The organism is Pedococcus sp. (assembly GCF_036000045.1).
Lineage (GTDB): Bacteria > Actinomycetota > Actinomycetes > Actinomycetales > Dermatophilaceae > Pedococcus.
The window spans coordinates 1-26,273 of sequence record NZ_DASYGF010000051.1; the positions used below are offsets into that span (position 1 = coordinate 1).

Genomic DNA, 26,273 nt, shown 5'->3' on the forward strand with positions numbered 1-26,273 from the left:
TCGGGCCCGTGACCTCCTCGGCGTCTCGCGCCTGACCAACGCTGCCCTGACGAGCTGGCTCCACGGCCTGCCCGGGGTCGACCAGGTGGGCTGCGAGAGCCGCGCGGCAGGCCTGGGCACCCGGTCGATCAAGACGACGTCCAAGGTGTGGGGCATCGACACCGCGATCTCGATGATCGACCTCACGACGCTCGAGGGCGCCGACACAGCGGGCAAGGTGCGTGGCCTGTGCGCCAAAGCCCTGAGCCCGGACCCCACCGATGCCTCCACCCCGCGCCCCGCCGCGATCTGCGTCTACGGCGACATGGTGCCGGTGGCCAAGGCGGCGCTGGGCAGCAGCGGGGTCAGGGTCGCCGCGGTGGCGACGGCGTTCCCCAGCGGGAGGGCGCTGATGCCGGTCAAGCTGGCCGACACCCGTGACGCTGTGGCTGCCGGCGCCGACGAGATCGACATGGTCATCGACCGTGGGGCGTTCCTGTCGGGTGACTACCTGGGGGTGTTCCGCGAGATCGCCGAGGTGGGGCAGGTCTGCGTCCGGCCCGACGGGACCCGGGCGCGACTCAAGGTCATCATGGAGACCGGCGAGCTGGTGACCTACGACAACGTGCGTCGCGCGTCATGGCTGTCGATGCTGGCCGGCGCCGACTTCATCAAGACCTCCACCGGCAAGGTGTCACCCGCAGCGACGCTCCCGGTGACGCTGGTGATGCTCGAGGCGGTCCGCGACTGGCGCGAGAGCACCGGTGAGATGGTCGGGGTGAAGCCCGCGGGCGGCATACGCACCAGCAAGGACGCCCTGAAGTTCCTCGTCGCGGTCAGCGAGGTGGCCGGCGACCACTGGCTCGACCCGCACTGGTTCCGCTTCGGTGCCTCGAGCCTGCTCAACGACCTGCTGCTGCAGCGCCAGAAGCTGCGCACCGGCGCCTACTCCGGGCCCGACTACGTCACCGACGACTCGCCCAGCCTCTACTGACCTTCGACTCCGAGGACCTCTCCACACATGGCCACGTTCGAGTACGCACCGGCTCCCGAGTCCCGGGCCGTCGTCGACCTCAAGCCCTCCTACGGCTTGTTCATCAACGGTGAGTTCACCGAGTCCCAGGGCGGGTCGAGTTTCAAGTCGATCAGCCCGGCCACCGAGGAGGTCCTCGCCGAGGTCACCAGCGCCAGCGAGGCCGACGTCGACCGCGCCGTCGCCGCTGCCCGCCGCGCCTACACCGGCGTCTGGGGCCGGATGTCCGGCGCCGACCGGGGCAAGTACCTCTTCCGGATCGCCCGCATCCTGCAGGAGCGCGCTCGCGAGTTCGCCGTCCTGGAGAGCCTCGACAACGGCAAGCCGATCAAGGAGAGCCGTGACGTGGACGTGCCGCTCGCCGCGGCGCACTTCTTCTACCACGCCGGCTGGGCGGACAAGCTGGAGTATGCCGGTCTGGGCACGGTGGGCGCCCAGCCACGCCCGCACGGCGTGGTGGGCCAGGTCATCCCCTGGAACTTCCCGCTGCTGATGCTGGCCTGGAAGATCGCCCCGGCGCTGGCCACCGGCAACACCGTCGTCATCAAGCCGGCTGAGACGACCCCGCTGAGCGCGCTGCTGTTCGCCGAGGTGCTCCAGCAGGCCGACCTGCCCGCTGGTGTGGTCAACATCGTCACCGGCGCCGGAGCGACCGGTCAGGCGATCGTCGACCACCCCGGCATCGACAAGCTGGCGTTCACCGGCTCCACGGGTGTCGGCAAGATGATCGCCAGGTCCATCGCGGGCACCCGCAAGAAGGCCACCCTCGAGCTCGGCGGCAAGGCCGCGAACATCGTCTTCGACGACGCGCCGCTCGACCAGGCCGTCGAGGGCATCGTCAACGGCATCTTCTTCAACCAGGGTCACGTCTGCTGCGCCGGCTCCCGGCTGCTCGTCCAGGAGACCATCGCCGACGAGGTGGAGAAGCGCCTCAAGCGCCGCCTGGCCACGCTGCGGGTCGGCGACCCGCTCGACAAGAACACCGACGTGGGAGCGATCAACTCCAAGGCGCAGCTCGACCGCATTACCGAGCTGACCGCTGTCGGTGAGGCCGAGGGCGCGCAGCGCTGGGACACCGACTGCGCCCTGCCGGAGAAGGGCTTCTGGTTCCGCCCCACCGTCTTCACCGGGGTCAGCCAGACCCACCGCATCGCCCAGGAGGAGATCTTCGGTCCGGTCCTGTCGGTGCTGACGTTCCGCACGCCCCACGAGGCCGTCGCCAAGGCCAACAACACGCCGTATGGGCTGTCGGCCGGCGTCTGGACCGAGAAGGGCTCGCGCATCCTGTGGATGGCCGACCAGCTCCGCGCAGGAGTGGTGTGGGCCAACACCTTCAACAAGTTCGACCCGACCAGCCCGTTCGGTGGCTACAAGGAGTCGGGCTACGGCCGCGAGGGTGGCCGTCACGGCCTGTCCGCCTACGTCACGACAGGAGACGCCAAGTGACCCCCACCGCCAGCACCGCCGACAGTAGAGTCGACGTGCGCAAGACCTACAAGCTCTACATCGGCGGCAAGTTCCCCCGCTCGGAGTCCGGGCGCTCCTACGAGGTGTTCTCGACCGGGCGCTCGCCGCAGTTCCTCGCCAACGCCGCGATGGGCTCGCGCAAGGACGCCCGTGACGCCGTCGTGGCAGCTCGCGCGGCGTTCGCAGGCTGGGCCGGCGCCACGGCATACAACCGCGGTCAGGTGCTCTATCGGGTCGCCGAGGTGATGGAGGGCCGACGCGCCCAGTTCGTCGCCGAAGTGCGGGCCAGCGAGGGCCTGACCGAAGCACGCGCGGACGCCGTCGTCTCCGCGGCCATCGACCGCTGGGTCTGGTATGCCGGCTGGACCGACAAGCTCGCGCAGGTCCTCGGTGGGCTCAACCCGGTCGCGGGGCCGTACTTCGACATCTCCGCCCCCGAGCCCACCGGCGTCGTGGGAGTCCTTGCGCCGCAAGGCTCCTCGCTCCTCGGCCTGGTCTCGGTCGTGGCGCCGGTGATCGTGTCGGGCAACACCGCCGTGGTCCTCACCAGCGAGCGCCGACCGCTGCCGGCGATCACGCTGTCCGAGGCGCTGGCGACCTCCGACGTGCCCGGTGGCGTCGTCAACATCATCACCGGGCGCACCGCTGAGGTGGCCCCGTGGATAGCCTCTCACCGCGATGTCAACGCCATCGACCTGAGCGGTGCCGCGGACGCCGACGGCCTCGCCTGGGGTGACCTCGAGCTCGCGGCCGCCGAGAACCTCAAGCGGGTCCTGCGCCCAGCGGGCAACGGCACCGCCGCCGTCGAGCCGGACTGGGCGGCGACCCCTGACCTGTCCCGGGTCACGGCCTTCCTCGAGACCAAGACGGTCTGGCACCCCAAGGGCCGCTGACCCGTGTCCAGCCTCCCGGTGGGTCGAGGTGAGCACGCCGGTGACGCCGGGCGGGTTCACCTCGACCGGGCGCGCGTCGTCGTCCTCGCCGGTCCCAGCGGCGCGGGGAAGTCGCGGCTGGCGGCACGGCTGAGCGCCGCCCATGGCTGGCCGATCCTGCGCCTCGACGACTTCTACCGCGACGGTGACGACCCGCGGGTCCCGCGCAGCCAGGAGCTGGGGATCGTCGACTGGGACCATCCCGACTCGTGGAACCGCGAGGCCGCGGTGCAGGCCCTGTCCACCCTCGTCGACAGCGGTGAGGTGCAGACCCCCGCCTACGACCTCAGCCACAGCAGGGCCGTGGGAAGCCACACCGTGCGGGCCGAGCCCTCCGACCTCATCCTGGCCGAGGGCATCTTCGCCGCCGAGATCATCGGCGAGCTGCGCGCCCGTGGGCTGCTTGCGGCGGCCTACTGCGTGCACCATCACCGGCTCGTGACCTTCGCGTGGAGGCTCCTGCGTGACCTGTCCGAGCGGCGCAAGCCACCTTGGACATTGCTGCGCCGCGGTATCGCGCTCATGCGAGCCGAGCCGCAGGTCGTAGCCCGTCAGGAGGCGCTGGGTGCGACCTCGGCACCCGCGGCCGAGATCGAACCGCTCCTGTCGGCTCTGGTCCACTGACCGCTCCGCTGGTTCGGGGCATCCCGCAGGTGCCGTTCGGTTAGGGTTCCACCACGGCAGGAGGGGAGCATCGATGACCGAGCCACAGTGGGTGGCCCCGGGGAGCGAGCCAGTGCCGCAACCCGCCGGACCGCCGTCTGGCGCCGCGGCATACCCGGCTCCCGCGGCATACCCGGTCGCTCCGATGGCACCCCCGCTCACCGTGCACCTCCGGCCGGGCATCATCCCCCTGCGGCCCCTGTCTCTCGGCGATGTCTACTCGGGCGTGGTGAAGGCGGTGCGCGGCAACGTCGCCGCGACGGTCGGCCTGGCGTTCGTGACCTCCCTGGCCTTCCTCGTGCCGACGACGGCGCTCGGCACCTGGCTGGCCTCTGCGGGGACACCCGACGCCGGGCCGGCTTTCGCCACCTACCTCCCGGGCGTCGGGACCATCCTCTCCGCAGTGCCGTTGACCGGTTTCCTCGCCTTCGTGGTCGGCCAGGCGGTGCTGGGGCGACGGGTGAGCGCCGGCCAGACCTGGCAGGGCACGCGGGGCTTCATCCTGCGGCTCGTCGGCGCCACGGCGCTCATCGTGGTGGTCACGCTCGGTGCCGCCGCCATCATCCTGGTCGCGCCCGTCCTGGCGCTCGTCAGCGCCGTCCAGAGCGGAGATGGGTCCGGCCTCGGCGGCCCGATCGTGCTCGTCGTCGTGGCAGCACTCGTGACGACGGCCCTCGTGCTCTTCCTCGGCACTCGTCTGGCGTTCGTCCCCGCTGCGGTCGTCCTCGAACGGATCGGCGTCCTCGGCGGCGTCAAGCGCTCGTGGCGGCTCACCAGCGGGACACAGTTCTGGCGGGTGCTGGGCATCCGGCTCCTCAGTGCTGTCGTCGCAGGGTTCGCCCGGCAGATCCTCACCGTGCCGCTGGCCATCCTCGGCGCGGCTGCCCTGGTGTTCACCGGCGACCTGAGCAAGGTGTACGTCTGGCAGACGCTCAGTAGCGGCGTGGCCGCGCTGGTCGCGGGGTCCCTGACGACACCGTTCAGCGCCGGGGTCGACGCACTGCTGTACGTCGACCAGCGGATCCGCCGTGAGGGCCTGGACGTGCAGCTCATCGCCGCTGCCCAAGCCGAGACCCACGCGCCGCTGGGACAACCGGGGGACTACCGCCGGCCGGAGTCTGCCTGAGCCCATGATCGTGCCGTTCGACCAGCCGCCGCTGGACCCGAGCTCGCCCCAGGCCCAGCAGTGGGCCCGTGACGAGCTGGCCCACGGACGCTACGACACCAGCGTGCCGTGGTGGCGGCGGCTGACCGAGTGGCTGCTGAGCCAGACGGGTGGCGGCCACAGCGCCGGTGTGCCCAGCTGGATGGTTCCGGTGGTCGTGGTCGTGGTCCTCGCAGCCGTCGCCCTCATCGTGGCGCTCGTGCTGCGCAGGGAGGGCCGCGCCACCAGGACCAGAGGCGCCCGGAGCGCCGGCCTGGCCGAGGAGGGGCTGCGTGCCGGCGACTACCGACGGCGGGCCAGGGCCGCCGCGGGGCAGGGTGACTGGGATGCCGTGCTGCTCGACTCCTACCGCGCCGTGGCTGCCTCCGCCGTCGAGCGCACCCTCCTGGACGAGCTGCCGGGGCGCACCGCCCATGAGGCGGCGGTCGCCCTGGGGCCGCTGTTCCCTGAGCACCGCGACGCCCTCGAGGCGACGGCTGCAGCCTTCGACGCCGTCCGTTACGGCCACCTGTCGGCGACGTCCGACCAGGCTCGACGCGCGGCAGACCTCGACGAGACCGTGCTCCGCAGCCGACCCCGGCTGCCCTCGGTGACCGCCCGATGACGACCTCCACTGCGCCGGCCGCTTCGACGGCCCCACGCGCCCCGGACGGTTCGTCCCCCTCCCGCGCCGCCAGGGCACGCCGCTGGGTCCCGTGGGTGGGCGTCGTAGCGTGCGGCCTCGCAGCCCTCGGAGCCCTCGCGCTCGCCACAGCCCAGCCCTCCCAGGACCTCGACCCGGACGGCACCGGACCCGGCGGTGGCAGGGCACTCGTGGAGGTGCTGCGTCATCACGGGGTCGACGTCCAGGTCGTGCGGTCGGCGCAGGCCCTGGTCGACGCGGCGCCCGCCTCGGGGACGACGGTCGTGGTGGCGGACCCCGAGTACCTCGGCCACGACAGCACCACCACGCTGGCCAGGGCCAGCCGGCGGGCCGACCGGCTCGTCCTGCTCTCGCCAACGTCTGAGCAGCTGGACGTGCTGGCGTTGCCCCTGACAGCGACCCCGGCCGGTGTGGTCACCGATCTCAGGTCTGGCTGCTCCACGAGTGTCGCCAGGGGGGACGACACGGTCAGCGAGGTCGACGAGGGTCTCGTCGACACCGAGACCGGCCGGAGCCGCTCGCAGCTGTGCTTCGTGCTCTCGGATCCAAGGCACGCCTCCGGTACGCCGGATGCCGCGTTCGGCGCGGCGATGGCAACGCTGCCAGCCACGGCCGACCACCCCGAGGTCGTGGCACTGGGGATGACGCCGGCGTTCACCAACCGCTTCCTGGCCACCGCCTCCCACGCCGGGCTGGCGGTACGGGCGCTCGGGCACTCACCACGGCTGGTCTGGTACCAGCCCGGCCTGGGCGACCTCGCGAACGCATCCGGGGCCCCGACCCCCAGCCCGTGGCCCGTCTGGCTCGGCCCCGCCGCCGTGCTCCTGGCCACCGCCGTCCTCATGCTCGCCGTGGTGCGCGGCCGGCGGATGGGCGCGCTGGTCACCGAGCGCCTGCCCGTGGTGGTCCGCGCTGTGGAGACCACCGAGAGCCGCGGCCGGATCTACCGTAGGGCGCGAGACCGCGAGCGCGCCGCACGGATCCTGCGCGTCGCGGCCACCACGCGGCTGGCCCGGCGTCTTGGGCTGCCCACCACCGAGCTCACGGTCGTGGTGCCCGCCGCTGCCGCGGCATCCGGTATGCCGGCCGCCGAGGTCGCCGCGCTGCTCGCCGGAGCGCCACCCACCACAGATGCCGAGCTGCATACGATCGCCGTCTCACTGAGCCGGCTCGAGGAGAGGGTCCGTACCCCATGACCAACCAGCAGGGCCTGACCGACCAGCAGGGCGTGACTCAGGGCCCGACCGAACCACTGCGCGAACCCGAACCACCCCGAGCCGCTGCGCCCGACGCGCGGGCGGCGCTGCTCGCCGTCCGGGCCGAGGTCGCCAAGGCCGTCGTGGGTCAGGACGCGGCCGTCGCGGGCCTGCTCGTCGCCCTGCTCGCCCGCGGTCACATCCTGCTCGAGGGCGTCCCAGGCGTGGCCAAGACGCTGCTGGTACGCAGCCTTGCGGCGGCCCTGTCCGTGGAGACCAAGCGCGTCCAGTTCACCCCTGACCTCATGCCTGGGGACCTCACCGGCTCCCTGGTCTACGACGCGTCCACGAGCGACTTCACGTTCCGCCCCGGACCGGTCTTCACCAACCTGCTGCTGGCCGACGAGATCAACCGCACTCCACCCAAGACCCAGTCCGCCCTCCTCGAGGCCATGGAGGAGCGGCAGGTCAGCGTCGAGGGCCGGCCGCGACCGCTTCCCCACCCGTTCATGGTGGCCGCGACGCAGAACCCCGTGGAGTACGAAGGCACCTACCCACTGCCGGAGGCCCAGCTCGACCGCTTCCTGCTCAAGGTCACCCTGCCGATCCCGGCACGCGGGGAGGAGCTCGAGGTGCTGAGGCGCCACGCCAGCGGGTTCGACCCCGGCGACCTCGCTGCCGCGGGTCTGCGGCCGGTGGCCTCCCCGGACGACCTCGCCGCAGGCGCCGAGGCGGTGCGCCAGGTCGAGATCTCCGACGAGGTGGCCGCGTACATCGTCGACATCGCCCGGGCCACCCGCACGTCGCCGTCGCTCGCCCTCGGAGTGAGCCCCCGCGGAGCCACCGCACTCATGGCCACCTCCCGGGCATGGGCGTGGATGAACGGTCGCGGCTACGTCACCCCCGACGACGTCAAGGCCCTGGCCCACGCGACGCTCGCCCACCGGCTGTCCCTGCGTCCCGAGGCCGAGCTCGAAGGCGTCACCGTCACGGCCGTCCTCGACAGCGCCCTCGGAGCGGTGCCGGTCCCGCGCTGATGTCACTGACCTACCGAGCCGTCGCACTCACCCTGTCGGGGCTGGTCCCGGTGGCCGTGTGGCCCAGCGGTGACACCGTGCGGCTGTGGTGGCTGCTGACCGCCGTGCTGCTCGGCCTGGACCTGCTGCTGGCCAGCTCGCCCCGACGCCTGACGTTCGAGCGTCAGGGTCCGGGCCAGGTCCGCCTGGGCGACCAGGGGTCCACCTCGGTGCTGGTGACCAACACCGGCCGCAGACGGGTCCGCGGCCTCGTGCGCGACGCGTGGCCGCCCTCGGCAGGGGCGGCCACGACGCGGCATACGGTCAGCCTGCGGCCGGGCGAACGCACCCGGGTCACCACGGTCCTGACGCCCACCCGGCGCGGCGACCGAGAGGCGCACGCGGTGACGGTGAGGTCCATCGGACCGCTCGGGCTGGCCGCGCGGCAACGGTCGTTCGCGGTGCCCGGCCGGCTGCGCACGGTGCACCCCTTCCCCGCTCGCAAGCACCTGCCCAGCCGGCTGGCCGTGCTGCGACAGCTCGACGGGCGTACGGCGGTGCGGACCCGCGGCCAGGGCACGGAGTTCGACAGCCTGCGCGAGTATGTCGACGGCGACGACGTCCGCAGCATCGACTGGCGTGCGACCGCCCGGCGTCAGCACCTCGTCGTCCGCACGTGGCAGCCCGAGCAGCACCGCAGGATCGTCATCGTCATCGATACCTCACGCACCTCGGCGGGGCGGGTGGACGACGCTCCCCGCCTGGACGGCGCCATGGATGCCGCGTTGCTGCTCACGGCGCTCGCCGGTCACGCGCATGACCGCGTGCAGGTCATCGCCGGGGACCGCGCGGTCCTCGCTCGCGTCGCCGGGTCGGACCGGGCCCGGCTGCTGCACGACACCATCAGCACGCTGGCCCCCGTCGAGTCTCGACTGGTCGAGGCCGACTGGGCCCTGCTGGCCACCGAGATCACCAGGCTCGGCACCCACCGCGCCCTCGTCGTCCTGCTCACGCCGCTCGAACCGTCCTCCGTCGAGCAGGGGCTCCTCCCCGTCCTGCCGGTCCTGGCCGCCCATCACCGCGTGGTCGTCGCGTCAGTGTCAGACCCTGCGGTGGCCCGGATGCGCGCCAGTCGCGACACCCTCGAGCATGTCTACGACGCGGCCGCCGCGGAGCGGACGACCGCCCTCCGCGAGCGCACGGCAGCGGCCCTGGCGAGCCTCGGCGTCGATGTGCTCGATGAGCCCCCGGATCTCCTTCCTGCGCGACTGGCCGACCACTACCTCATGCTGAAGCGCCAGGGTCTGCTCTGAGGTCGCCTCTGCGGGGTTGCCCCCCAGGGATGCCCCCGCAGCGTCGCCCCCCGCAGGGTCACCCCTGGATCGGGGCGTCCCCGGCATCGCGGACGCTGACGTCACCGGTGACACCCGCGTGGTGCGCACGCCGCCCGACGACGAAGACATAGGCGAAGAACACGGCCTCCGCGACGATGCCGATGCCGATGCGCGACCAGGTCGGCAGCCCTGACGGCGTGACGAAACCTTCGATCGTCCCGCTGACGAGCAGCACCACCGCAAGCCCGAGAGTCATCCCGACCGCCATACGCGCCTCTGCAGCCAGGGCCCGCAGACGCGGGCGCGGCCCCGGGTCGACCCACGACCAGAACAGCCGCAGCCCCACTCCTCCGGCGACGAACACCGCCGTCAGCTCGAGCAGACCGTGCGGCAGGATCAGCCCGAAGAACAGCGCGGTACGACCGTGGGACATCATCAGCGCCGCGACGACGCCGAGCGCTTCGACGTTGGACACGAGCACGTACAGCACGGGAAGCCCGAGCACGCCGAACGCGATGCACTGGGCCGCCACCCAGGCGTTGTTGACCCACACCATCGTGGCGAACTCGTGGTGGGGGAACTCGGAGTAGTAGTGCTGGAAGTCGGTGCCCACATAGGCGTTGACCTGCCCCGGCGTGAGCTGGCTGGTGTAGACCTCCGGGTGCCGCAACGTCCACAGCGCGACCAGCACGACGACGGCCAGGCTGGTCGCAGCGGTGGAGAGCCACCACCAGCGGGTCCGATAGAGGGCTGCCGGGAACGTCCTGGTGAAGAAACCCAGGAGGTCGGTCCAGGTGCTCGTGCGGGTGCCGACCATCGTGACGCGCGCCCTGGCCAGCAAGAGCGACAGGTACGACACCAGGGCCGGGTCGGGACTGGCCGAGCGCACGACCGACAGGTCCGTGGAGACGCGCTGGTAGAGGTCCAGCAGCTCGTCGCCCTCGGCCCCGGTGACCCGACGCTGCCGGGCCAGCTCGTCGAGGCGCCTCCACTGCGCGCCTCGCGCACCGGCATACGCGTCCAGGTCCACGGGCGCCACTCTATGCTTCGGCCATGAGCACGGGGGCCGGTTACCGCAGCTATGCGGCCGAGGACGTGGTCACCGGCGAGGGCGTGGCTGTCGAGCTGCCGGTGGCCTCGGTCGGCGCCCGCGCGGCGTCGGGTGTCATCGACCTGCTCGTCGCCGCGGCCGGCCTTTTCTTCGGCGGCATCGTGGTGAGCGCTGTGTTCGGTGGCTCGTCGGATGCGGTGGACATCACGGTGAGCCTGCTCATGGTCGTGGGGGTGACCGTTGGGCTCCCCGCGGCTGTCGAGACGCTCACCCGCGGTCGCACGCTCGGCAAGCTCGCGCTCGGGCTGCGCGTGGTGCGCGACGACGGCGGCCCGATCACGGCGCGACACGCGTTGACCCGCGCGCTCGTCGGCTGGGTCGAGATCTACCTGCTGTTCGGGTCGGGTGCCCTCGTTGCCGCGATCCTCAGCACGAGGGCCAAGCGCCTCGGAGACATGGCGGCAGGGACCTACGTCGTCACCCAGCGGGTCTCCCTGCGACTGCTGCCACCACCGCAGATGCCGCCACCTCTCGGCGCGTGGGCGGTGCAGGCCGACCTGGGGTCGCTGCCACCGGGCCTGGCCATCGCGATCCGGCAGTTCCTCGGGCGCGCGGCAGCACTGACCCCGGCGGCGCGCCACGAGCTGGGCCAGGAGCTGCTGCGATCGGTGCTCCCCCTGGTGTCGCCACCACCGCCCCCGGGCATCCACGCGGAGTACGTGCTAGCGGCCGTCATCGCGGAGCGGCGCCGCCGCGACGCCGAGCGGCTCGCCCGCCAGGATGCTCGGCGCGACCAGCTGCTGCCGCCCGACCCCCTGCGCTGAGCCGGCTCCTCAGCGTGCGGCGGCCAACGCGTCGTAGCCCGGCTTGACGACCTCGTCGATGATCGCCAGCCGCTCGTCGAACGGGATGAACGCCGACTTCATGGCGTTGATGGTCACCCAGCGCAGGTCGTCCATCGACCAGCCCGCCTCGTCGACCAGCAGCCCCATCTCGCGCGACATGGACGTGCCGCTCATGAGGCGGTTGTCGGTGTTCACGGTGACGCGGAACCGCAGCCGCTTGAGCAGCGAGATCGGGTGCAGCGCAACGGAGGCCGCAGCGCCGGTCTGGACGTTGCTGCTCGGGCACATCTCCAGCGGGATGCGGGTGTCACGCACGTATGCGGCGAGCCGGCCGAGCACGATCTCGTCGGCGTCGGCGGCGATCGCCGCTGCCACGTCAGCGCCGAACGGCTTGCCGCGCACGATGAGGTCGTCGACGATCCTCACTCCGTGACCCAGCCGGTCGGCTCCGCACCACTGGATCGCCTCCCAGATGCTGGGGAGCCCGAAGGCCTCGCCGGCGTGGATGGTGAAGTGGGCGTTCTCGCGGCGCAGGTACTCGAAGGCGTCGAGGTGCCGGGTGGGCGGGAAGCCGGCCTCGGCTCCCGCGATGTCGAAGCCGGCGACACCCCGGTCGCGGTAGCGCACGGCCAGCTCGGCGATCTCGGTGCTCTTGGCCGCGTGGCGCATGGCGGTGAGCAGGGCGGTGACGCGAATCGGCGTGCCCGCCGCGGCGGCCTCCTGCTCGCCCTCGCGGAACCCCGCGTTGACGGCCTCGACGACGTCCTCGAGCTCGAGGCCGCCCTCGAGGTGCTGCTCGGGGGCGTAGCGGCTCTCGGCATAGACCACCCCGTCAGCGGCCAGGTCCATCACGCTCTCGCGGGCCACGCGACGCAGTCCCTCGGCGGTCTGCATCACGGCGATCGTGTGGTCGAAGGTCTCGAGGTAACGCACGAGCGAGCCCGAGTCCGCGCTCTCCCGGAACCATCCGGCCAGCGCGTCGACGTCGGTACTGGGCAGCCCGGCATACCCGACCTCGTCGGCGATCTCGATGATCGTGCTGGGCCGCAGGCCACCATCGAGGTGGTCGTGCAGGAGCGCCTTGGGGGCGCGGAGTATCGGGTCGGTGACGACAACCTGGTCGGCGTCGGCGTCGGCGCTGGGCCTGCGTCCGAAGATCACGCGCCGGCCACGCGGTGGTCGTCGCTGCTCAGCTCGCTGCTGTGCTCGTCGTCGCGGTGCACCGTGTCCGGGGCGAAGGCAGGCAGGCACACGGCGACGTACTCGGCACCCTCGGCGCCCGTGGAGTAGCGGATCCGCTCCCCCGCCCGGGTGATGACGCTCTGGCCGGCCTCGACGCGCAGCTGACCGCCGTCATGGTCGACCAGCACGGCCCCGGCGAGGACGAGGGTGACCTCGTCGAACTCCGGCGTCTGGAACGGCTCGGTCCAGTCCCCGGGAGCCTTCATGTGGGCCACCGACACCGCCTCCGTGCCGGTGTTCACCCGGCCGACGTGTTCGTCGATGATCTTGCCGCCAGGGACGGGGATGGTCGTGGGAGTCGCGATCAGCTGAGGCACGCAGCCCACCTTAGGAGATCTTCTCGATGACCAGCGGCAGCAGGTCGGGCCGCGAGCCCTCGGGCGCGATCGAGTAGGCGCCGTCCAGCGCCTCCAGGGCCCGTTCGAACCGCTCCGGTGTGTCCGTATGCAGCGTCAGCAGCTTCTCGCCCGCCCGCACCGTCGCACCGGGCTTGGCATGCAGCTCCACGCCGGCGCCGGCCTGCACCGGGTCCTCCTTGCGGGCGCGGCCCGCGCCGAGCCGCCAGGCGGCCACCCCCACCTGGAGGGCATCGAGCTGGGTGAGCACCCCGTCGGCGGCCGCCAGGACCTCGTGGGTCTCCTTGGCTACGGGCAGGGCGGCGTCCGGGTCGCCCCCCTGGGCGCGGATCATGGCCTTCCAGACGTCCATGGCACGGCCGTCTGCGAGCGCATCCGCAGGGTCGACGTCGGTACGACCGGCCGCGGCGAGCATCTCGCGCGCGAGCACCAGGGTCAGCTCGACCACGTCCTGGGGCCCCCCGCCGGCGAGCACCTCCACAGACTCACGCACCTCGAGCGCGTTGCCGGCCGTCAGCCCGAGGGGGACCTGCATGTTGGTGAGGAGGGCGACCGTGGTGACGCCGGCATCCGTGCCGAGGTCGACCATCGTCCGCGCCAGCTCACGGGCGTCGTCGACGGACTTCATGAACGCGCCGCTGCCGACCTTGACGTCGAGCACGAGAGCACCGGTGCCCTCGGCGATCTTCTTGCTCATGATCGAGGACGCGATGAGCGGGATCGCCTCGACGGTTCCGGTGACGTCGCGCAGCGCGTAGAGCTTCTTGTCGGCCGGGGCCAGGCCGTCGCCCGCGGCGCAGATCACCGCTCCGACGTCCTCGAGCTGAGCGAGCATCTGCGCGTTGGTCAGCGTGGCCCGCCAGCCCGGGATCGACTCGAGCTTGTCGAGGGTGCCCCCGGTGTGGCCGAGGCCGCGGCCCGACAGCTGCGGGACAGCGACGCCGCAGGCCGCGACCAGAGGGGCGAGCGGCAGGGTGATCTTGTCGCCGACACCGCCGGTCGAGTGCTTGTCGGAGGTCGGCCGCGACAGGGACGAGAAGTCCATGCGCTCGCCACTGCGGATCATGGCGGAGGTCCAGCGCGAGATCTCACGCCGGTTCATGCCGTTGAGCAGGATGGCCATGGCCAGGCTCGACATCTGCTCGTCGGCAACGACCCCTCGGGTGTAGGCGTCGACGACCCAGTCGATCTGGCCGTCGGACAGCTCACCCCGGCCGCGCTTGGTCACGATGATGTCGACGGCGTCGAAAGTCTCGGTACTCACGCGCCCATCGTGTCAGAAGCCCTGGGCCGCTCCCACCACGCCGACCATCCCCGCCAGCGGCAGCCATCCGTGACGCGCAGGGCGCGGATGGCCGTGTCTTTGGCCGCCTGGCGGGCATCCGCGGCACGGAGGCCACGGATGGCCGTCAGGCGTCACGCTGTCAGGCCGGCGGCGGCGAGCCCGCGATCTCGAGGTTGTCAGGACCGAACGCCTGGGGCAGCACCGCGCTCATGGGCAGGACACCCTCTGGCGTCAGCAGCAGGCAGGTCGGTCCGCCGTGCTCCCAGAGCAGCTGTCGGCAGCGCCCGCAGGGCATCAGCGGGGCACCGTCCACGCCCACGCACGAGACAGCGACGAGGCGTCCGCCACCGGTGGCGTGCAGGTGGGACACCAAGCCGCACTCCGCGCACAGCCCGACGCCGTACGCGGCGTTCTCGACGTTGCAGCCCACGACGACCCGCCCGTCGTCCACGAGCCCGGCCACGCCGACGGGGAACCGGGAGTAGGGCGCGTAGGCAAGGCCCATGATCTCGACCGCCCGGTCGCGCAGGGCATCCCAGTCGATCTCGCCGGAGGGCGCGGTGTCGCAGGGCGCGGTGTCGGAGGGCACTAGTGCCCCTCGCCCTTGCGATAGACCTGCCCGTCGGCGGCCGGCATGCGCAACCGCTGCGAGGCGAAGGCGAGCACGAGCAGCGTGGTGACGTAGGGCGTCGTACCGGTGAGCTCGGCCGGCACCGCGCTCGAGGCGAAGTACCACCAACCCACGAGCGCGCCGACCACGATGGCCACGAGGCCCTGCGGGAGCCGCCGGTGGCGCACGATCTGCCACACGCCGACGGCGACCAGCAGCACGGCGAAGAGCAGCAGGAACGCGTGCACCGTGGTGCCTCCGCGCAGCTGCACCGCGTCGGTGTAGCCGAACAGCGCCGCACCGGTGAGCAGGCCGCCGGGTCGCCAGTTGCCGAAGATCATGGCCGCGAGACCGATGTAGCCTCGGCCGCCGGTCTGGCCGTCGCGGTAGATGTTCGCGGCCACGAGGGCGAGGAAGCCACCGCCGAGCCCGGCCAGCCCACCCGAGATGAGGACGGCGACGAACTTGTAACGCCGCACGTTGACGCCGAGAGACTCCGCCGCGACCGGGGACTCGCCGACCGAGCGCAGCCGCAGGCCGAAGGCCGAGCGCCACAGCACCCACCAGGTCGCCACGAACAGCAGCACGGCGATGATCGTGAGCGCGGACAGGTTGGTGCACAGGGCACCGAGCACGCCAGCCAGGTCGCTCACGAGGAACCAGTGTCTACCCTCGATGTTGGCCAGGCCGCTGGACACCCCGGGGACGGTGAAGTTCGGGAGCGGGGCGATCGGCGGGGACTGCGTCGGCCCACCGCCGGGCAGTCCGGTGAAGAACCGCGCCGCCAGGTACTTGGCGACGCCGAGACCGATGATGTTGAGGGCGACACCCGAGACGATGTGGTCGACCCCGAAGCTCACCGTGGCGACCGCGTGGATGAGCCCACCCAGCACGCCGAGCGCGATGGCTCCCAGGACGCCCGCCCATGGCCCGTAGTGGTAGCCGAAGAAGCCAGCGCCCCACGTGCCGAGGATCATCATGCCCTCGAGGCCGATGTTGACGACCCCGGCCCGCTCGGACCACAGACCGCCAAGACCGGCCAGCCCGATCGGCACGGCCAGCCCGATGGCGGCGGCGAGGGCGCCCGAGGAGTCGATGTCGTTGGAGCCGGTCACCAGCCGCAGGATGGAGACCACGGCCAGGGCCCCGACGGCGATGACGAGCCATTCGCGCGGTCCCAGGCGGCGGCGGGGCCTGACACGGTCGGCCACGGTGGTGGCGCCGACCTCGAGTCCTGCGGCGCTCATGCCGGGGCTCCTTCCTTGGCGGGGCTGGTGCTGCTCTGGGCCGTGAGCTCGCGTGCGACGCGCTGTTGCTCGAGCCTCTTGTCGGCGCGCCGGATCAGCTCGTAGGCGATGACGACGGCGAACAGGATGACGCCCTGGATGATGTTGACGAGCTCCTGCGCGACGCCTGCCTGGATCTGCAGCGCGTTGGACTGGACGTCGAGGAAGGCCCACAGCACCGACGCGAAGGCGATGCCGACGGCGTTGTTGCGCCCGAGCAGCGCGATGGCGATGCCCGCGAAGCCGAGACCGGACTGGAAGGTCGTCCCGTAGTTATGGTCCTGGCCGAACAGCAGCGGCATGCCCACCAGGCCGGCGAGCGCGCCCGAGGCCACCATCGCGATGACGACCATCCGAGGCACGTTCACGCCGCTGGCGACCGCGGCCGTCTCCGAGCGGCCGGTGGCGCGCAGGTCGAACCCGAACCTGGTCTTGCCGAGCACGAACCAGTAGAGGAGGCCGATGACGATCGACAGGATGATGAGCGTGTAGACCTTGTTGGTCGCTCCGGGCACCAGTCCGAACCCGTCGAGCTGCGAGGAGTCGGGGATCACCTTGGTCTCGATGTTGTTGGAGCCGGCGCTCTGGCCGGCCGCCTTGAGCAGGAGCCAGCTCACGACGCCGGTGGCGATGGCGTTGAGCATGATCGTCGAGATCACCTCGGAGACACCGCGACGGACCTTGAGGTATGCCGCGATGGAGGCCCACAGGCCGCCCGCCACCATCGCGACGACGAGGCTCGCGATGATGTTCAGCCAACCGGGCACCCACCCCTGACCCGCGAACACGGCGGCGGCGAACGCGGCGACGCGGTACTGGCCGTCGACGCCGATGTTGAAGAGGTTCATCCGGAAGCCCACCGCCACCGCGATCGCGGAGAGATAGAGGACGGACGCGGCGTTGATGATGTTGACGGTCTGGCGCGGCCGGGGGACGGTCAGGATGGTCTGCCAGACCTGGGCGACGGGGTCACCCACGGCAACGAGGACGAGCGAGGTCACCACGAACGCGACGACCAGCGCCAGGACGGGCGCGGCCAGGCTGAGCAGGATGCGCCGAGGGGTCAGGGCGGTCATCGGTCACCTTCTGTGGTCGGGTCGGGGGCCGGAGCCTCGGCCGTCGCGGTGCGTTCCCCCGCACCCGTCATGGCAGCACCCAGGTCCTCGGCCGTGACCTGGTTGGGGTCGAAGTCGCCCGAGAGCCGGCCACGCAGGATGACCCGGATGGTGTCGGACAGCCCGATCAGCTCCTCCAGGTCGGCCGAGATGAGCAGCACGGCGAGCCCCTCACGCCGAGCGTCCCGGATCAGGTCCCAGATGGTCGCCTGGGCGCCGACGTCGACGCCGCGGGTGGGGTGGGCAGCCACGAGGACCTTGGGGTGGTGGCTCATCTCCCGGCCGATGATGAGCTTCTGCTGGTTGCCGCCGGAGAGCGACCCGGCGGTGACGTTGATCGAGGGCGTGCGGACGTCGTACGCCTTCACGATCCGCTCGGTGTCCTTCTTGGCTGCGGCGACGTCGACCAGCGCGCCCCGGACGTTGGGGGCCTCGGTCTGGTGACCCAGGATGCGGTTCTCCCACAGTGGCGCCTCGAGGAGGAGCCCGTGCCGGTGCCGGTCCTCGGGGATGTAGCCGACGCCGGCCTCGCGGATCTCGCGGGTGTGCCAGCTGGAGATGTCGGTGTCGCCCAGGAAGACCGTGCCGGCACTCGGCTCGCGCATCCCCATGATCACCTCGACCAGCTCGGCCTGGCCGTTGCCCTCGACTCCGGCGATGCCCAGGACCTCGCCGGCGTGGATCGTGAGCGAGATGTCGTCGAGCAGGGGACGGCCGCTTCCGTCGCCGCCGCCGAGGACCAGCCCCTCGACGCGCAGCAGGACGCGGTCGGTGACGGTCGACTCCTCGGTCGTCGGCGACGGGAGCTCAGAGCCCACCATCAGCTCGGCGAGCTGGCGCGCGTTGACGCTGGCCGGGTCGACGGTGTCGATGGTCGTGCCGCGCCTGATGACGGTGATGGCGTCCGCGACCTTGAGGACCTCGTCGAGCTTGTGGGAGATGAACAGGACGGTCAGGCCCTCGTCCTTGAGCTCGCCCAGCTGCTCGAACAGCTCGTCGACCTCCTGTGGCACGAGGACGGCGGTCGGCTCGTCGAGAATCAGCGTCTTCGCACCGCGATAGAGGACCTTGAGGATCTCGATGCGCTGACGCGCCCCGACCCCGAGGTCGGCCACCAGCGCATCGGGGTCGACCTCCAGCTTGTAGGCCGTGGAGATCCGGGCGATCTCGGCCCGGGCCCGGTCCCCGATGCCGTGCAGCCGCTCGGCGCCGAGCACGACGTTCTCGAGCACCGTGAGGTTGTCCGCCAGCATGAAGTGCTGGAACACCATGCCGATGCCGGCAGCGATGGCATCGGCCGGCGAGTGCAGGTTGACGGCGCGCCCGTCGATCTTGATGGTGCCCTCGTCGGGCCGCTGTACCCCGTAGAGGATCTTCATCAGGGTCGACTTTCCGGCGCCGTTCTCCCCCACGATGGCGTGCACCGTGCCACGCCGCACCGAGAACGTGATGTCCCTGTTCGCGACGACCCCGGGGAACCGCTTGGTGATGCCCTCGAGCTCGACCGCCGGGGCCTGACCGGCCAGCTGGGCGGCCGTCGGCTCGGTCTGTGGTGGGGAGGTGGTGATGGCTCACACTCCTGGGACGGGCCCGCGTCGTCGCGGGCGGCGGGTGTACCTGGCGCACTCGGCATACGCACCCGGCACACCGGTGGACGCAGGCCGGAGGGAAGCACGCGGCCCGGGTCAGACGCTACCGCGCTGCCCGGGCCGTGTGCGCCACCGTGGGTGATCAGGGGGTCGTGGGGACCATGATCTTGCCGCTGATGATCTGCTGCTTGTAGGCCTCGATCTTCGCCTTGATGTCGTCGATGTGGCCGCCGGTCGTCGAGTAGGCGACGCCTCCGACCTTGAGGTCGTAGACGTGGTTGCCGGTGAGGTCCTTGCCCTCGCTGGCCGACTTGAAGAAGTCGAAGACCGCGACGTCGACCTTCTTGATCATCGAGGTGAGGATGACCGACCGGACGTCGGCCGGGGCGGTCAGGGCCTGGTCGGAGTCGACACCGATGGCCCACTTGCCGGCAGCCTTGGCTGCCGTGAAGACACCACCACCGGAGCCACCCGCAGCGTGGTAGACCACGTCGGCGCCGGCCTGGTACATGCCCTCGGCCGCGGTCTTGCCCTTGGCCGGGTCACCGAAGCCGCTGAAGTCCGGCGGCTGGGTGAGGTACTGGGAGTCGATCTTGATCTTCGGGTTCACGGCCTTGGCGCCCGCGTCGTAGCCTGCCTCGAACTTCTTGATCAGGGGCACGTTGACGCCACCGACGAAGCCGATGTGGCCGGTCTTGGACTTCAGGGCAGCCGCGACGCCGACGAGGAAGGACCCCTCGTTCTCGGCGAAGGTGATCTGGTCGACGTTGGGGCCCTTGGAGTCGGCCGACGCGTCGTCGACGATCGCGAAGTGCACGTCGGGGTTGGCCTTGGCGACCTTGCCCGTCGCCTGCGCGTAGGCGAAGCCCACGGCGACGATGTGGGTGTAGCCGGCGTCGACGAGCTGCTGGAGACGCTCCTCGCGGGCCGCCTCGTTCTCACCGGCGACCGCGGCCGCCTCCTTGGCGGTGACGCCCAGCTCGGACTTGGCCTTGTCGAGGCCCGCAGCGGCGGCGTCGTTGAACGACTGGTCGCCACGGCCGCCGACGTCATAGGCCATGCCGACCTTGAGACCGCTCTTGCCGCCACCGCTCGAGCTGGAGCTTGAGCTCGAGCTGGCGGAACCGCTGCCGCTGGACGAGGAGCCGCTGCTCCCCGAGTTGCCACACGCGGCCAGTGTCAGCGCCGTCGCCGACACCACCGCTGCAACCTTCATCGCATGACGCAAGGCTGTCTCCTGTTCGTTTTGGGTATGCGTGACGCATGTGGACGCGTCACCTACGGCGTGAGGATAGCCCCCAGGCAGGAGGGTTTCGCCCCCCTTCGTGTGCACCGCCGAAAAACCGTTACCAACCCGCGATTCTGGGCTCAGCAGCCGCCTTGACGGCTCCCGCCACCACCGCTCCCGCGAGTAGCCGGGCGCCGCACGCGACAGCCGCCTGGTCGATGACGAGATCGCCCTGGTGCAGGTCGAACGTCGGCCCTCCCGGGGACCGGGTGCCCAGCCTGGCCATGGCCCCGGGCACCTGGCGGAGGTACCAGGCGAAGTCCTCGCCACCGAGCGACTGGGGCGTGCCGACCGGCTGCAGGCCGGTCCCGGTGGCCGCCCGGCGCAGGACCTCGATGGCCTCGGGCGTGTTGACCACCGGGGGCACCCCCGGGAGGTGCTCGAGGACGGCGGTCACGGCATACGGGGCCACGACCTGCTGCACGGTCTCGGCGAGCAGCGGGCCGATGGTGCTCCACGTCGTCGCGTCCACCATGCGCAGGGTCCCGGCGACCGTGCCGCTGGCGGGGATGACGTTGGCGGCCTGGCCTGCGTGCACCTCACCCCAGACGAGCGCGAACGCGGTGCGCGGGTCCAGCCTGCGGGAGAGCACGGTGGAGACCTCGGTGATGACCTTGCCGAGGGCGAAGACCAGGTCCTCGGTGAGGTGCGGCCGGGAGGTGTGCCCTCCCTGCCCGGCCAGGTGGACGCTGACGCGGTCGGCGGCCGCCGTGAGCGGTCCCTCGCGGAGGCCGACAGTGCCCACGTCGAGACTGGGGTCGCAGTGCACCGCGAACATCGCGTCGACACCGGTCAGCCCACCTTCGGCGATCACGTCGACGGCCCCGCCGGGGATGACCTCCTCCGCGGGCTGGAAGACGAGCCGGACCGCGATGCCCCGCTCGCGCAGGGCCTCTTCATGGGCCTTGAGGGCCAGGCCCGCGCCGAGCACGACGGCCACGTGGACGTCATGGCCACAGGCGTGGGCGATGCCGTCGGCAGTCGAGGCCCACGGCAGGCCCGTCCGCTCGGCGACCGGTAGCGCGTCCAGGTCCGCACGCAACGCGACGCGGTATGCCGGTGACTCGGCGCCGAGGTCGGCCACCAGACCTGTGCCCTCCAGCTCGCGGACGTCCACGCCGGCGGCACGCAGGCGCTGCGCGAGACAGGCCGTCGTCCGCGTCTCACCGCGGGACAGCTCTGGGTGGGCGTGCAGGTCGCGCTGCAGCTCGAGCAGCTCGGGTGAGAGCGCCGTGATGGTGGCGCACAGCGCGTCCATCAGGGGTTCGGCGTCCATCAGGGGCTCAGCGTCCAGCGCAGGGTCGTCAGTCATGTCAGGGCGCACTCTACGACGCGTTCGCGCCGCCCCGTCGGGTCAGAACGTCTCGCGCGGCACGTAGAGGCCCCACACGTCGCGTAGCGCGTGGCTGATCTCGCCACCGGTGGCGCGCAGTCGCAGTGCCTCCTTCATCGGGTAGAGCAGGTTGTCGGTGCCCCGGGCCGCCTCGCGGATGTCCTCGAGGGCCCGCTCGACGGCGTCGTTGTCGCGCTCGGCGCGCAGGGCGGCGAGCCGCTCGCGCTGGTCGTGCTCGATCTGAGGGTCCACCCGCAGCGGCTCGTAGGGCTCCTCCTCGTCGAGGGCGAACCGGTTGACGCCGACGACGGTCCGCTCGCCGTGGTCGATCTCGAGCGCGACGCGGTAGGCGGAACGCTCGATCTCGGACTTCTGGAAGCCCTGCTCGATGGCCGCGACCGCACCGCCGCGGTCCTCGACGGCCTGGATGAGGTCGTTCGCCGCTGCCTCGAGGTCGTCGGTCATGGACTCCACGACATACGAACCGGCAAACGGGTCAACGGTTTTGGTCACGTCGGTCTCGTAGGCGATGACCTGCTGGGTGCGCAGCGCGAGCCGGGCGGCCTTCTGGGTCGGCAGGGCGATGGCCTCGTCGAAGGAGTTGGTGTGCAGGGACTGCGTGCCGCCGAGGACGGCGCCGAGGCCCTGCAGGGCCACCCGTACGAGGTTGACCTCGGGCTGCTGCGCCGTCAGCTGGACCCCCGCGGTCTGGGTGTGGAAGCGCAGCATCTGGCTCTTGGGGTTCACGGCGCCGAACTCGTCGCGCATGATCCGCGCCCAGATCCGGCGCGCGGCCCGGAACTTGGCCACCTCCTCGAGCAGGGTCGTGCGCGCGACGAAGAAGAACGAGAGGCGGGGCGCGAAGTCGTCGACGTCCAGGCCTGCCGCCACGGCGGTGCGCACATACTCCTTGGCGTTGGCCAGGGTGAAGGCGATCTCCTGCGCGGGCGTGGCCCCGGCCTCGGCCATGTGGTAGCCGCTGATGGAGATGGTGTTCCAGCGCGGCAGCTCCTTGTGGCAGTAGGAGAAGATGTCGCTGATCAGCCGCAGGGACTCCTTGGGGGGATAGATGTACGTCCCCCGGGCGATGTACTCCTTGAGCACGTCGTTCTGGATGGTGCCGGCCAGCCGGGAGGGGTCGGCGCCGTTCTCCTCGGCGACCAGCTGGTACATCAGCAGCAGGGTGGCGGCCGGGGCGTTGATGGTCATCGAGGTCGAGATGTCGCCGAGCGGGAGCCCTCCCATGAGGGTGCGCATGTCGTCGATGGAGTCGATCGCCACGCCGACCTTGCCGACCTCGCCGTGCGCGATCGCCTCATCGGAGTCGTAGCCCATCTGGGTCGGCAGGTCGAACGCGACCGACAGCCCGCCCGTGCCGTTGGCGACGAGCTCGTGGTAGCGCTCGTTGGACTCCTTGGCGGTGCCGAACCCGGCATACTGCCGCATCGTCCACGGGCGCCCCGTGTACATGTTCGGGTACACACCGCGGGTGTACGGGTACTGGCCGGGCGCCCCCAGCTGCGCGGCTGGGTCGAAGCCCTCGAGCGCCGATGCGTCATAGACCGCCTTGATCGGCAGGTCGGACTCGGAGCGTGCTTCAGGGACGTCGGCGGCCATGCCGCCCAAGATAGTGGCGCCGTATGCCGGGCCACGCACCCCCGTGGCCAACCTCACCCATCCGCGCGCCTGCCGACTTGTTGCCCTGGATCGACTGTGACGACCCCAGATCGCGCGTCAACCGGTCGACTCAGGGCAATAGGTCGAGCTCGGCGCGGCGCTTGTCCCACCGGTCCGCCAGTCCCGCCATCTCCTCGGTGACGAACTCGAGGAACGCCACGCTCAGCGCGAGCCGCTCGCCCGCCTGGCTGCCGGGGCCGCCCACCATCGCCACGCCCTCACGCAGGGTCTGGGTGAGCGGGCCATAGACGGCGGAGGTGTTCATCATGACGTCGTGCCAGGCGTCGTCGGCCACGACGTAGACGTCGCGACGGGTCCCCGGCTCCCGTTCGCGGTGGATCATCCGCATCTGCTGCAGCGAGCGAACTGCACCTGACACCGACGCGGGGCTGACCGACAGGGCCTCGCTGATCTCCGCCGCGGTCATGCGTCCGGAGTCATGGGCGAGCAGACACGCGAAGACCCGCGAGGGCAGCCGCTGCATCCCGGCAGCAGTCAACGCGGACCCGAACCGCTCGACGAAGTGCTCCCGCTCGGCACGCGCCGCATCCGCGGCTCTCCTCACCATGTCGGACATTTTAGAGTATTCAGAGAATTCTGAAAACTGTGTACCATCGAGCTATGGCAGCAGTCATCGAGGCCACCGGGCTGCGCAAGAGCTTCGGCAGCACCCTCGCCCTGGACGGGCTCGACCTCACCGTCCACGAGGGCGAGGTCCACGGCTTCCTGGGCCCCAACGGCGCCGGGAAGTCCACCACGATCCGCATCCTGCTCGGCCTCCTGCGCTCCGACGGCGGGACGGTCAGCCTGCTCGGGCGCGACCCCTGGCACGACGCCACCGACCTGCACCGCCAGCTCGCCTACGTGCCAGGCGATGTCGTGCTGTGGCCCAACCTGACCGGCGGTGAGGTCATCGACCTCCTCGGACGGCTCCGGGGCGGGGTAGACCAGGCCAAGCGCGACCTGCTGCTGCAGGCCTTCGAGCTCGACCCGACCAAGAAGGGCCGGTCGTACTCCAAGGGCAACCGCCAGAAGGTCGCCCTCGTCGCCGCACTCGCCTCCGACGTCCCCCTCCTGCTCCTCGACGAGCCGACCTCCGGCCTCGATCCCCTGATGGAGAAGGTGTTCGAGGAGCAGGTGTCTCAGGCCCGTGCCGAGGGCCGCACGGTGCTCCTGTCGAGCCACATCCTGTCCGAGGTCGAGGCCACCGCCGACCGCGTCAGCATCGTGCGGGCCGGCCGGGTGGTGGACACGGGCACCCTCACCGACCTGCGCCACCTCACCCGCACCAGCGTCGTCGCCACCCTGGCCCGCCCCCTGCCTGCCGACGAGGCCGCCCGCTGGTCGGGCGTCGACGCGGCCCGCCTCGACCGTGACCGCCTGGTGCTGTCGGTCGAGACCAGCGCGGTCGGCGAGGTCGTCCAGCGGCTCGGCGTCCACGACATCCTCGCGCTGACCTGCCAGCCCCCGACGCTCGAGGAGCTGTTCCTGTCGCAGTACCGCGTCGACGTCCCGACGGGCGCTTCCACGGGTGGCGCCTCCAGCGAGGGCGCGTCCCACGAGGGCGTGCCCGCATGACCTCCTTCGCCGGCACGCGCCCGCTGCTGCGGCTGGCCTGGCGACGCGACCGCTGGGTCATCGTGGCGTCCGTCCTCGCGCTGGTCGCGACGGCCTACGGCTCCATGGCCGCGACGCTCGGCCTCTACGCCAACCCGGCCGACGCGGCCGCCGGGGCCAGACTCATGGCGGACAACCCGTCCCTCACCGCGCTGTACGGCCCGCTCCCCTCCCTGACGGCCCAGGGCATCGGCGTCCTCAAGACGATCATGCTCGGCAGCCTCTTCACCGCCTTCCTCGCCTTCGCGATCGTGCGCCGGCATACCCGCACCGAGGAGGAGGACGGCCGCTTCGAGCTCGTCGCGGGGGGCGTGGTCGGGCGCCGTGCTCCGCTCGCCGCCGCGGTGCTGCTCGCGCTGGCCACCGTGGTGGCCACCGGAATGCTCTCCGCGCTCAGCCTGCTCCCCACGGGCGCGGACGCGACGGGCTCACTGGCCCTCGGTGCAGTAGAGATCGTCGCGGGTCTGGTCATGACCGGAATCACCGCCGTGGCGGTCCAGCTCACCTCGACCACCCGCGGCGCGGGAGGCATCGCCGTCGCGGCGCTGGGCCTGGCCTTCGTCGTGAGGGCCATGGGCGACGGCTCCGCCGGGCGCGGGCAGGGCCTGGTCTACGCGTCCTTCCTCGGCTGGGCCGAGCAGGTCAGCCCCTTCGGCGCGAACCGCGTCTGGTGGCTGGTCCCCGCCGCCGTCCTCAGCGCCGCATTGCTCGCCCTCGCCGACGCGCTCCTGCAGCGGCGCGACCTCGGTGCCGGACTGTGGGCCGCCCGTCCCGGACCGGCCCGCGCGACGCCTCGGCTCGGAAGCCCCCTGGGCCTCGCGTGGCGCCTGCAGCGCGGCGCCCTGCTCGGATGGACCATCGGGTATGCCGTGGTCGGCCTGGTCGTGGGCAGCCTCGCCGGGTCCGTGGACCAGATCGCGGCCAGTCCCGGCGTGGCAGACATGCTGCGCAAGATGAGTGGTGGCAACGGGTCCCTGGTCGATGTGTACTTCGGGGCCGAGCTGCGCATCCTCGCGATCGGCGCCGCCGCATACGGCATCGCCACCACGTTGCGGCTGCGTTCCGAGGAGAGCTCCGGCCGCACCGAGGTCGTCCTCGCCACGCGCGTGGGCAGGCTCGAGTGGCTGGGCAGCCACGCCCTCATCGCCGGGGCCGGGGCCCTGTGGCTTCTCGCGGTCGCCGGGACTGCGGCCGGCCTGTCGTCCGGGGCGAGCACTGCCACGGGCGTCGCTGATCTCGTGCCGGCGGCGCTCGCGACCGCTCCAGCCGTGCTGGTGTGCGTGGCCATCACGACGCTGTTGTTCGGGTACCTGCCGCGATGGGCCGGCCTGGCGTGGGCACTGCTCGCCCTGTTCGTGCTGCTCGGCGAGCTCGGCCCGGTGCTCCGGCTGCCTGGCGCCGTCATGGGTCTGTCGCCGTTCGACCACCTGGGCAGCCTGCCGGGTGGCGCTGCCGACCCCGCAGGGCTGGTCGGCCTGGCCGTGTGCGCTCTTGCCGGCGCAGCGGCAGCCGCGGCCGGGTTCCGCCGGCGCGACCTGTCCACCTGAGATC

At 71.6% G+C, this 26,273-nt stretch carries 24 protein-coding genes; 12 read left to right on the forward strand and 12 right to left on the reverse strand.

What is annotated here, in order from left to right:
* The 9 genes from deoC to VGN50_RS08140 all read left to right on the forward strand — a co-directional run.
* A partial coding sequence (deoC, locus tag VGN50_RS08100) for a deoxyribose-phosphate aldolase (protein ID WP_327444228.1) occupies positions 1–973 on the forward strand: 973 nt, incomplete at its 5' end.
* 27 nt (positions 974–1,000) lie between these two features.
* Positions 1,001–2,458, forward strand: a complete 1,458-nt coding sequence (locus VGN50_RS08105) for an aldehyde dehydrogenase family protein (RefSeq protein WP_327444229.1) — start codon at positions 1,001–1,003, stop codon at positions 2,456–2,458.
* On the forward strand, positions 2,455–3,372 hold the full coding sequence (locus tag VGN50_RS08110) for an aldehyde dehydrogenase family protein (protein ID WP_327444230.1): 918 nt from the start codon (positions 2,455–2,457) through the stop codon (positions 3,370–3,372). The genes VGN50_RS08105 and VGN50_RS08110 overlap by 4 nt, the downstream gene beginning before the upstream one ends.
* Positions 3,373–3,375: 3 nt before the next feature.
* Positions 3,376–4,035, forward strand: a complete 660-nt coding sequence (locus VGN50_RS08115) for an ATP-binding protein (protein ID WP_327444231.1) — start codon at positions 3,376–3,378, stop codon at positions 4,033–4,035.
* Between the two features lie 73 nt (positions 4,036–4,108).
* On the forward strand, positions 4,109–5,200 hold the full coding sequence (locus VGN50_RS08120; RefSeq protein WP_327444232.1) for a hypothetical protein: 1,092 nt from the start codon (positions 4,109–4,111) through the stop codon (positions 5,198–5,200).
* A 4-nt stretch (positions 5,201–5,204) separates the two neighbouring features.
* On the forward strand, positions 5,205–5,843 hold the full coding sequence (locus VGN50_RS08125; RefSeq protein ID WP_327444234.1) for a DUF4129 domain-containing protein: 639 nt from the start codon (positions 5,205–5,207) through the stop codon (positions 5,841–5,843).
* A gap of 95 nt (positions 5,844–5,938) precedes the next feature.
* Positions 5,939–7,078, forward strand: a complete 1,140-nt coding sequence (locus VGN50_RS08130; protein ID WP_327444235.1) for a DUF4350 domain-containing protein — start codon at positions 5,939–5,941, stop codon at positions 7,076–7,078.
* Complete coding sequence (locus VGN50_RS08135) at positions 7,075–8,115, forward strand: MoxR family ATPase (RefSeq protein ID WP_327444236.1); 1,041 nt, start codon at positions 7,075–7,077, stop codon at positions 8,113–8,115. The genes VGN50_RS08130 and VGN50_RS08135 overlap by 4 nt, the downstream gene beginning before the upstream one ends.
* Positions 8,115–9,407 carry a DUF58 domain-containing protein gene (locus tag VGN50_RS08140; protein WP_327444238.1) on the forward strand — a complete coding sequence of 431 codons (1,293 nt, stop codon included), beginning with the start codon at positions 8,115–8,117 and terminating at the stop codon, positions 9,405–9,407. Before VGN50_RS08135 ends, VGN50_RS08140 begins: the two co-directional genes overlap by 1 nt.
* A 58-nt stretch (positions 9,408–9,465) precedes the next feature.
* Here VGN50_RS08140 and VGN50_RS08145 read toward each other — a convergent pair whose 3' ends face one another.
* The gene (locus tag VGN50_RS08145) at positions 9,466–10,458 is read right to left on the reverse strand and encodes a stage II sporulation protein M (protein ID WP_327444240.1); all 993 of its coding nucleotides are present in this window, start codon (positions 10,456–10,458) and stop codon (positions 9,466–9,468) included.
* Positions 10,459–10,481: 23 nt separating this feature from the next.
* Here VGN50_RS08145 and VGN50_RS08150 point away from each other — a divergent pair, with 23 nt between their 5' ends.
* Positions 10,482–11,303 carry an RDD family protein gene (locus VGN50_RS08150; protein ID WP_327444241.1) on the forward strand — a complete coding sequence of 274 codons (822 nt, stop codon included), beginning with the start codon at positions 10,482–10,484 and terminating at the stop codon, positions 11,301–11,303.
* A gap of 9 nt (positions 11,304–11,312) precedes the next feature.
* On the opposite strand, the gene VGN50_RS08155 is transcribed toward VGN50_RS08150, so the two are convergent.
* From VGN50_RS08155 to VGN50_RS08205, 11 genes are all read right to left on the reverse strand, one after another.
* On the reverse strand, positions 11,313–12,422 hold the full coding sequence (locus tag VGN50_RS08155) for an adenosine deaminase (RefSeq protein WP_414694582.1): 1,110 nt from the start codon (positions 12,420–12,422) through the stop codon (positions 11,313–11,315).
* 59 nt (positions 12,423–12,481) lie between these two features.
* Positions 12,482–12,883, reverse strand: a complete 402-nt coding sequence (locus VGN50_RS08160; RefSeq protein WP_327444242.1) for a cupin — start codon at positions 12,881–12,883, stop codon at positions 12,482–12,484.
* Between the two features lie 10 nt (positions 12,884–12,893).
* The gene (locus VGN50_RS08165; RefSeq protein ID WP_327444243.1) at positions 12,894–14,186 is read right to left on the reverse strand and encodes a thymidine phosphorylase; all 1,293 of its coding nucleotides are present in this window, start codon (positions 14,184–14,186) and stop codon (positions 12,894–12,896) included.
* A gap of 160 nt (positions 14,187–14,346) precedes the next feature.
* Positions 14,347–14,712: a cytidine deaminase gene (locus tag VGN50_RS08170; protein ID WP_414694583.1), complete on the reverse strand. Its 366-nt coding sequence runs from the start codon at positions 14,710–14,712 to the stop codon at positions 14,347–14,349.
* A gap of 83 nt (positions 14,713–14,795) precedes the next feature.
* Positions 14,796–16,064: an ABC transporter permease gene (locus VGN50_RS08175; protein ID WP_327444245.1), complete on the reverse strand. Its 1,269-nt coding sequence runs from the start codon at positions 16,062–16,064 to the stop codon at positions 14,796–14,798.
* Positions 16,061–17,179, reverse strand: a complete 1,119-nt coding sequence (locus VGN50_RS08180; RefSeq protein ID WP_327444246.1) for an ABC transporter permease — start codon at positions 17,177–17,179, stop codon at positions 16,061–16,063. Before VGN50_RS08180 ends, VGN50_RS08175 begins: the two co-directional genes overlap by 4 nt.
* Positions 17,176–18,744, reverse strand: coding sequence for an ABC transporter ATP-binding protein (locus tag VGN50_RS08185; protein ID WP_414694584.1), 1,569 nt, complete (start codon positions 18,742–18,744; stop codon positions 17,176–17,178). Before VGN50_RS08185 ends, VGN50_RS08180 begins: the two co-directional genes overlap by 4 nt.
* A 205-nt stretch (positions 18,745–18,949) precedes the next feature.
* A complete protein-coding gene (locus VGN50_RS08190) occupies positions 18,950–20,023 on the reverse strand; it encodes a BMP family ABC transporter substrate-binding protein (RefSeq protein ID WP_327444247.1) in 1,074 nt (357 codons plus the stop codon).
* Positions 20,024–20,153: 130 nt separating this feature from the next.
* The gene (locus tag VGN50_RS08195) at positions 20,154–21,407 is read right to left on the reverse strand and encodes an amidohydrolase (RefSeq protein WP_414694580.1); all 1,254 of its coding nucleotides are present in this window, start codon (positions 21,405–21,407) and stop codon (positions 20,154–20,156) included.
* 42 nt (positions 21,408–21,449) lie between these two features.
* The gene (locus tag VGN50_RS08200) at positions 21,450–23,045 is read right to left on the reverse strand and encodes an acyl-CoA mutase large subunit family protein (protein WP_327444248.1); all 1,596 of its coding nucleotides are present in this window, start codon (positions 23,043–23,045) and stop codon (positions 21,450–21,452) included.
* A 130-nt stretch (positions 23,046–23,175) separates the two neighbouring features.
* Positions 23,176–23,673 (reverse strand): GbsR/MarR family transcriptional regulator, encoded by a 498-nt coding sequence (locus tag VGN50_RS08205; protein ID WP_327444249.1) that lies wholly within the window; start codon positions 23,671–23,673, stop codon positions 23,176–23,178.
* A 53-nt stretch (positions 23,674–23,726) separates the two neighbouring features.
* On the opposite strand from VGN50_RS08205, the gene VGN50_RS08210 reads away from it, so the two are divergent.
* Positions 23,727–24,683 carry an ABC transporter ATP-binding protein gene (locus VGN50_RS08210; RefSeq protein ID WP_327444250.1) on the forward strand — a complete coding sequence of 319 codons (957 nt, stop codon included), beginning with the start codon at positions 23,727–23,729 and terminating at the stop codon, positions 24,681–24,683.
* Positions 24,680–26,269 (forward strand): polyketide antibiotic transporter, encoded by a 1,590-nt coding sequence (locus VGN50_RS08215; protein WP_327444251.1) that lies wholly within the window; start codon positions 24,680–24,682, stop codon positions 26,267–26,269. Before VGN50_RS08210 ends, VGN50_RS08215 begins: the two co-directional genes overlap by 4 nt.
* The last annotated feature ends 4 nt before the right edge of the window (positions 26,270–26,273 follow it).

Excerpts from the sequence above, each read along its gene's own strand:
- VGN50_RS08105 (WP_327444229.1), top strand. The coding sequence starts at position 1,001 with ATGGCCACGTTCGAGTACGCACCGGCTCCCGAGTCCCGGGCCGTCGTC.
- VGN50_RS08120 (WP_327444232.1), top strand. The coding sequence starts at position 4,109 with ATGACCGAGCCACAGTGGGTGGCCCCGGGGAGCGAGCCAGTGCCGCAA.
- VGN50_RS08125 (WP_327444234.1), top strand. The coding sequence starts at position 5,205 with ATGATCGTGCCGTTCGACCAGCCGCCGCTGGACCCGAGCTCGCCCCAG.
- VGN50_RS08135 (WP_327444236.1), top strand. The coding sequence starts at position 7,075 with ATGACCAACCAGCAGGGCCTGACCGACCAGCAGGGCGTGACTCAGGGC.
- VGN50_RS08140 (WP_327444238.1), top strand. The coding sequence starts at position 8,115 with ATGTCACTGACCTACCGAGCCGTCGCACTCACCCTGTCGGGGCTGGTC.
- VGN50_RS08150 (WP_327444241.1), top strand. The coding sequence starts at position 10,482 with ATGAGCACGGGGGCCGGTTACCGCAGCTATGCGGCCGAGGACGTGGTC.
- VGN50_RS08170 (WP_414694583.1), bottom strand. The coding sequence starts at position 14,712 with ATGGGCCTTGCCTACGCGCCCTACTCCCGGTTCCCCGTCGGCGTGGCC.
- VGN50_RS08175 (WP_327444245.1), bottom strand. The coding sequence starts at position 16,064 with ATGAGCGCCGCAGGACTCGAGGTCGGCGCCACCACCGTGGCCGACCGT.
- VGN50_RS08180 (WP_327444246.1), bottom strand. The coding sequence starts at position 17,179 with ATGACCGCCCTGACCCCTCGGCGCATCCTGCTCAGCCTGGCCGCGCCC.
- VGN50_RS08190 (WP_327444247.1), bottom strand. The coding sequence starts at position 20,023 with ATGAAGGTTGCAGCGGTGGTGTCGGCGACGGCGCTGACACTGGCCGCG.
- VGN50_RS08195 (WP_414694580.1), bottom strand. The coding sequence starts at position 21,407 with ATGACTGACGACCCTGCGCTGGACGCTGAGCCCCTGATGGACGCCGAA.
- VGN50_RS08200 (WP_327444248.1), bottom strand. The coding sequence starts at position 23,045 with ATGGCCGCCGACGTCCCTGAAGCACGCTCCGAGTCCGACCTGCCGATC.
- VGN50_RS08205 (WP_327444249.1), bottom strand. The coding sequence starts at position 23,673 with ATGGTGAGGAGAGCCGCGGATGCGGCGCGTGCCGAGCGGGAGCACTTC.
- VGN50_RS08210 (WP_327444250.1), top strand. The coding sequence starts at position 23,727 with ATGGCAGCAGTCATCGAGGCCACCGGGCTGCGCAAGAGCTTCGGCAGC.
- VGN50_RS08215 (WP_327444251.1), top strand. The coding sequence starts at position 24,680 with ATGACCTCCTTCGCCGGCACGCGCCCGCTGCTGCGGCTGGCCTGGCGA.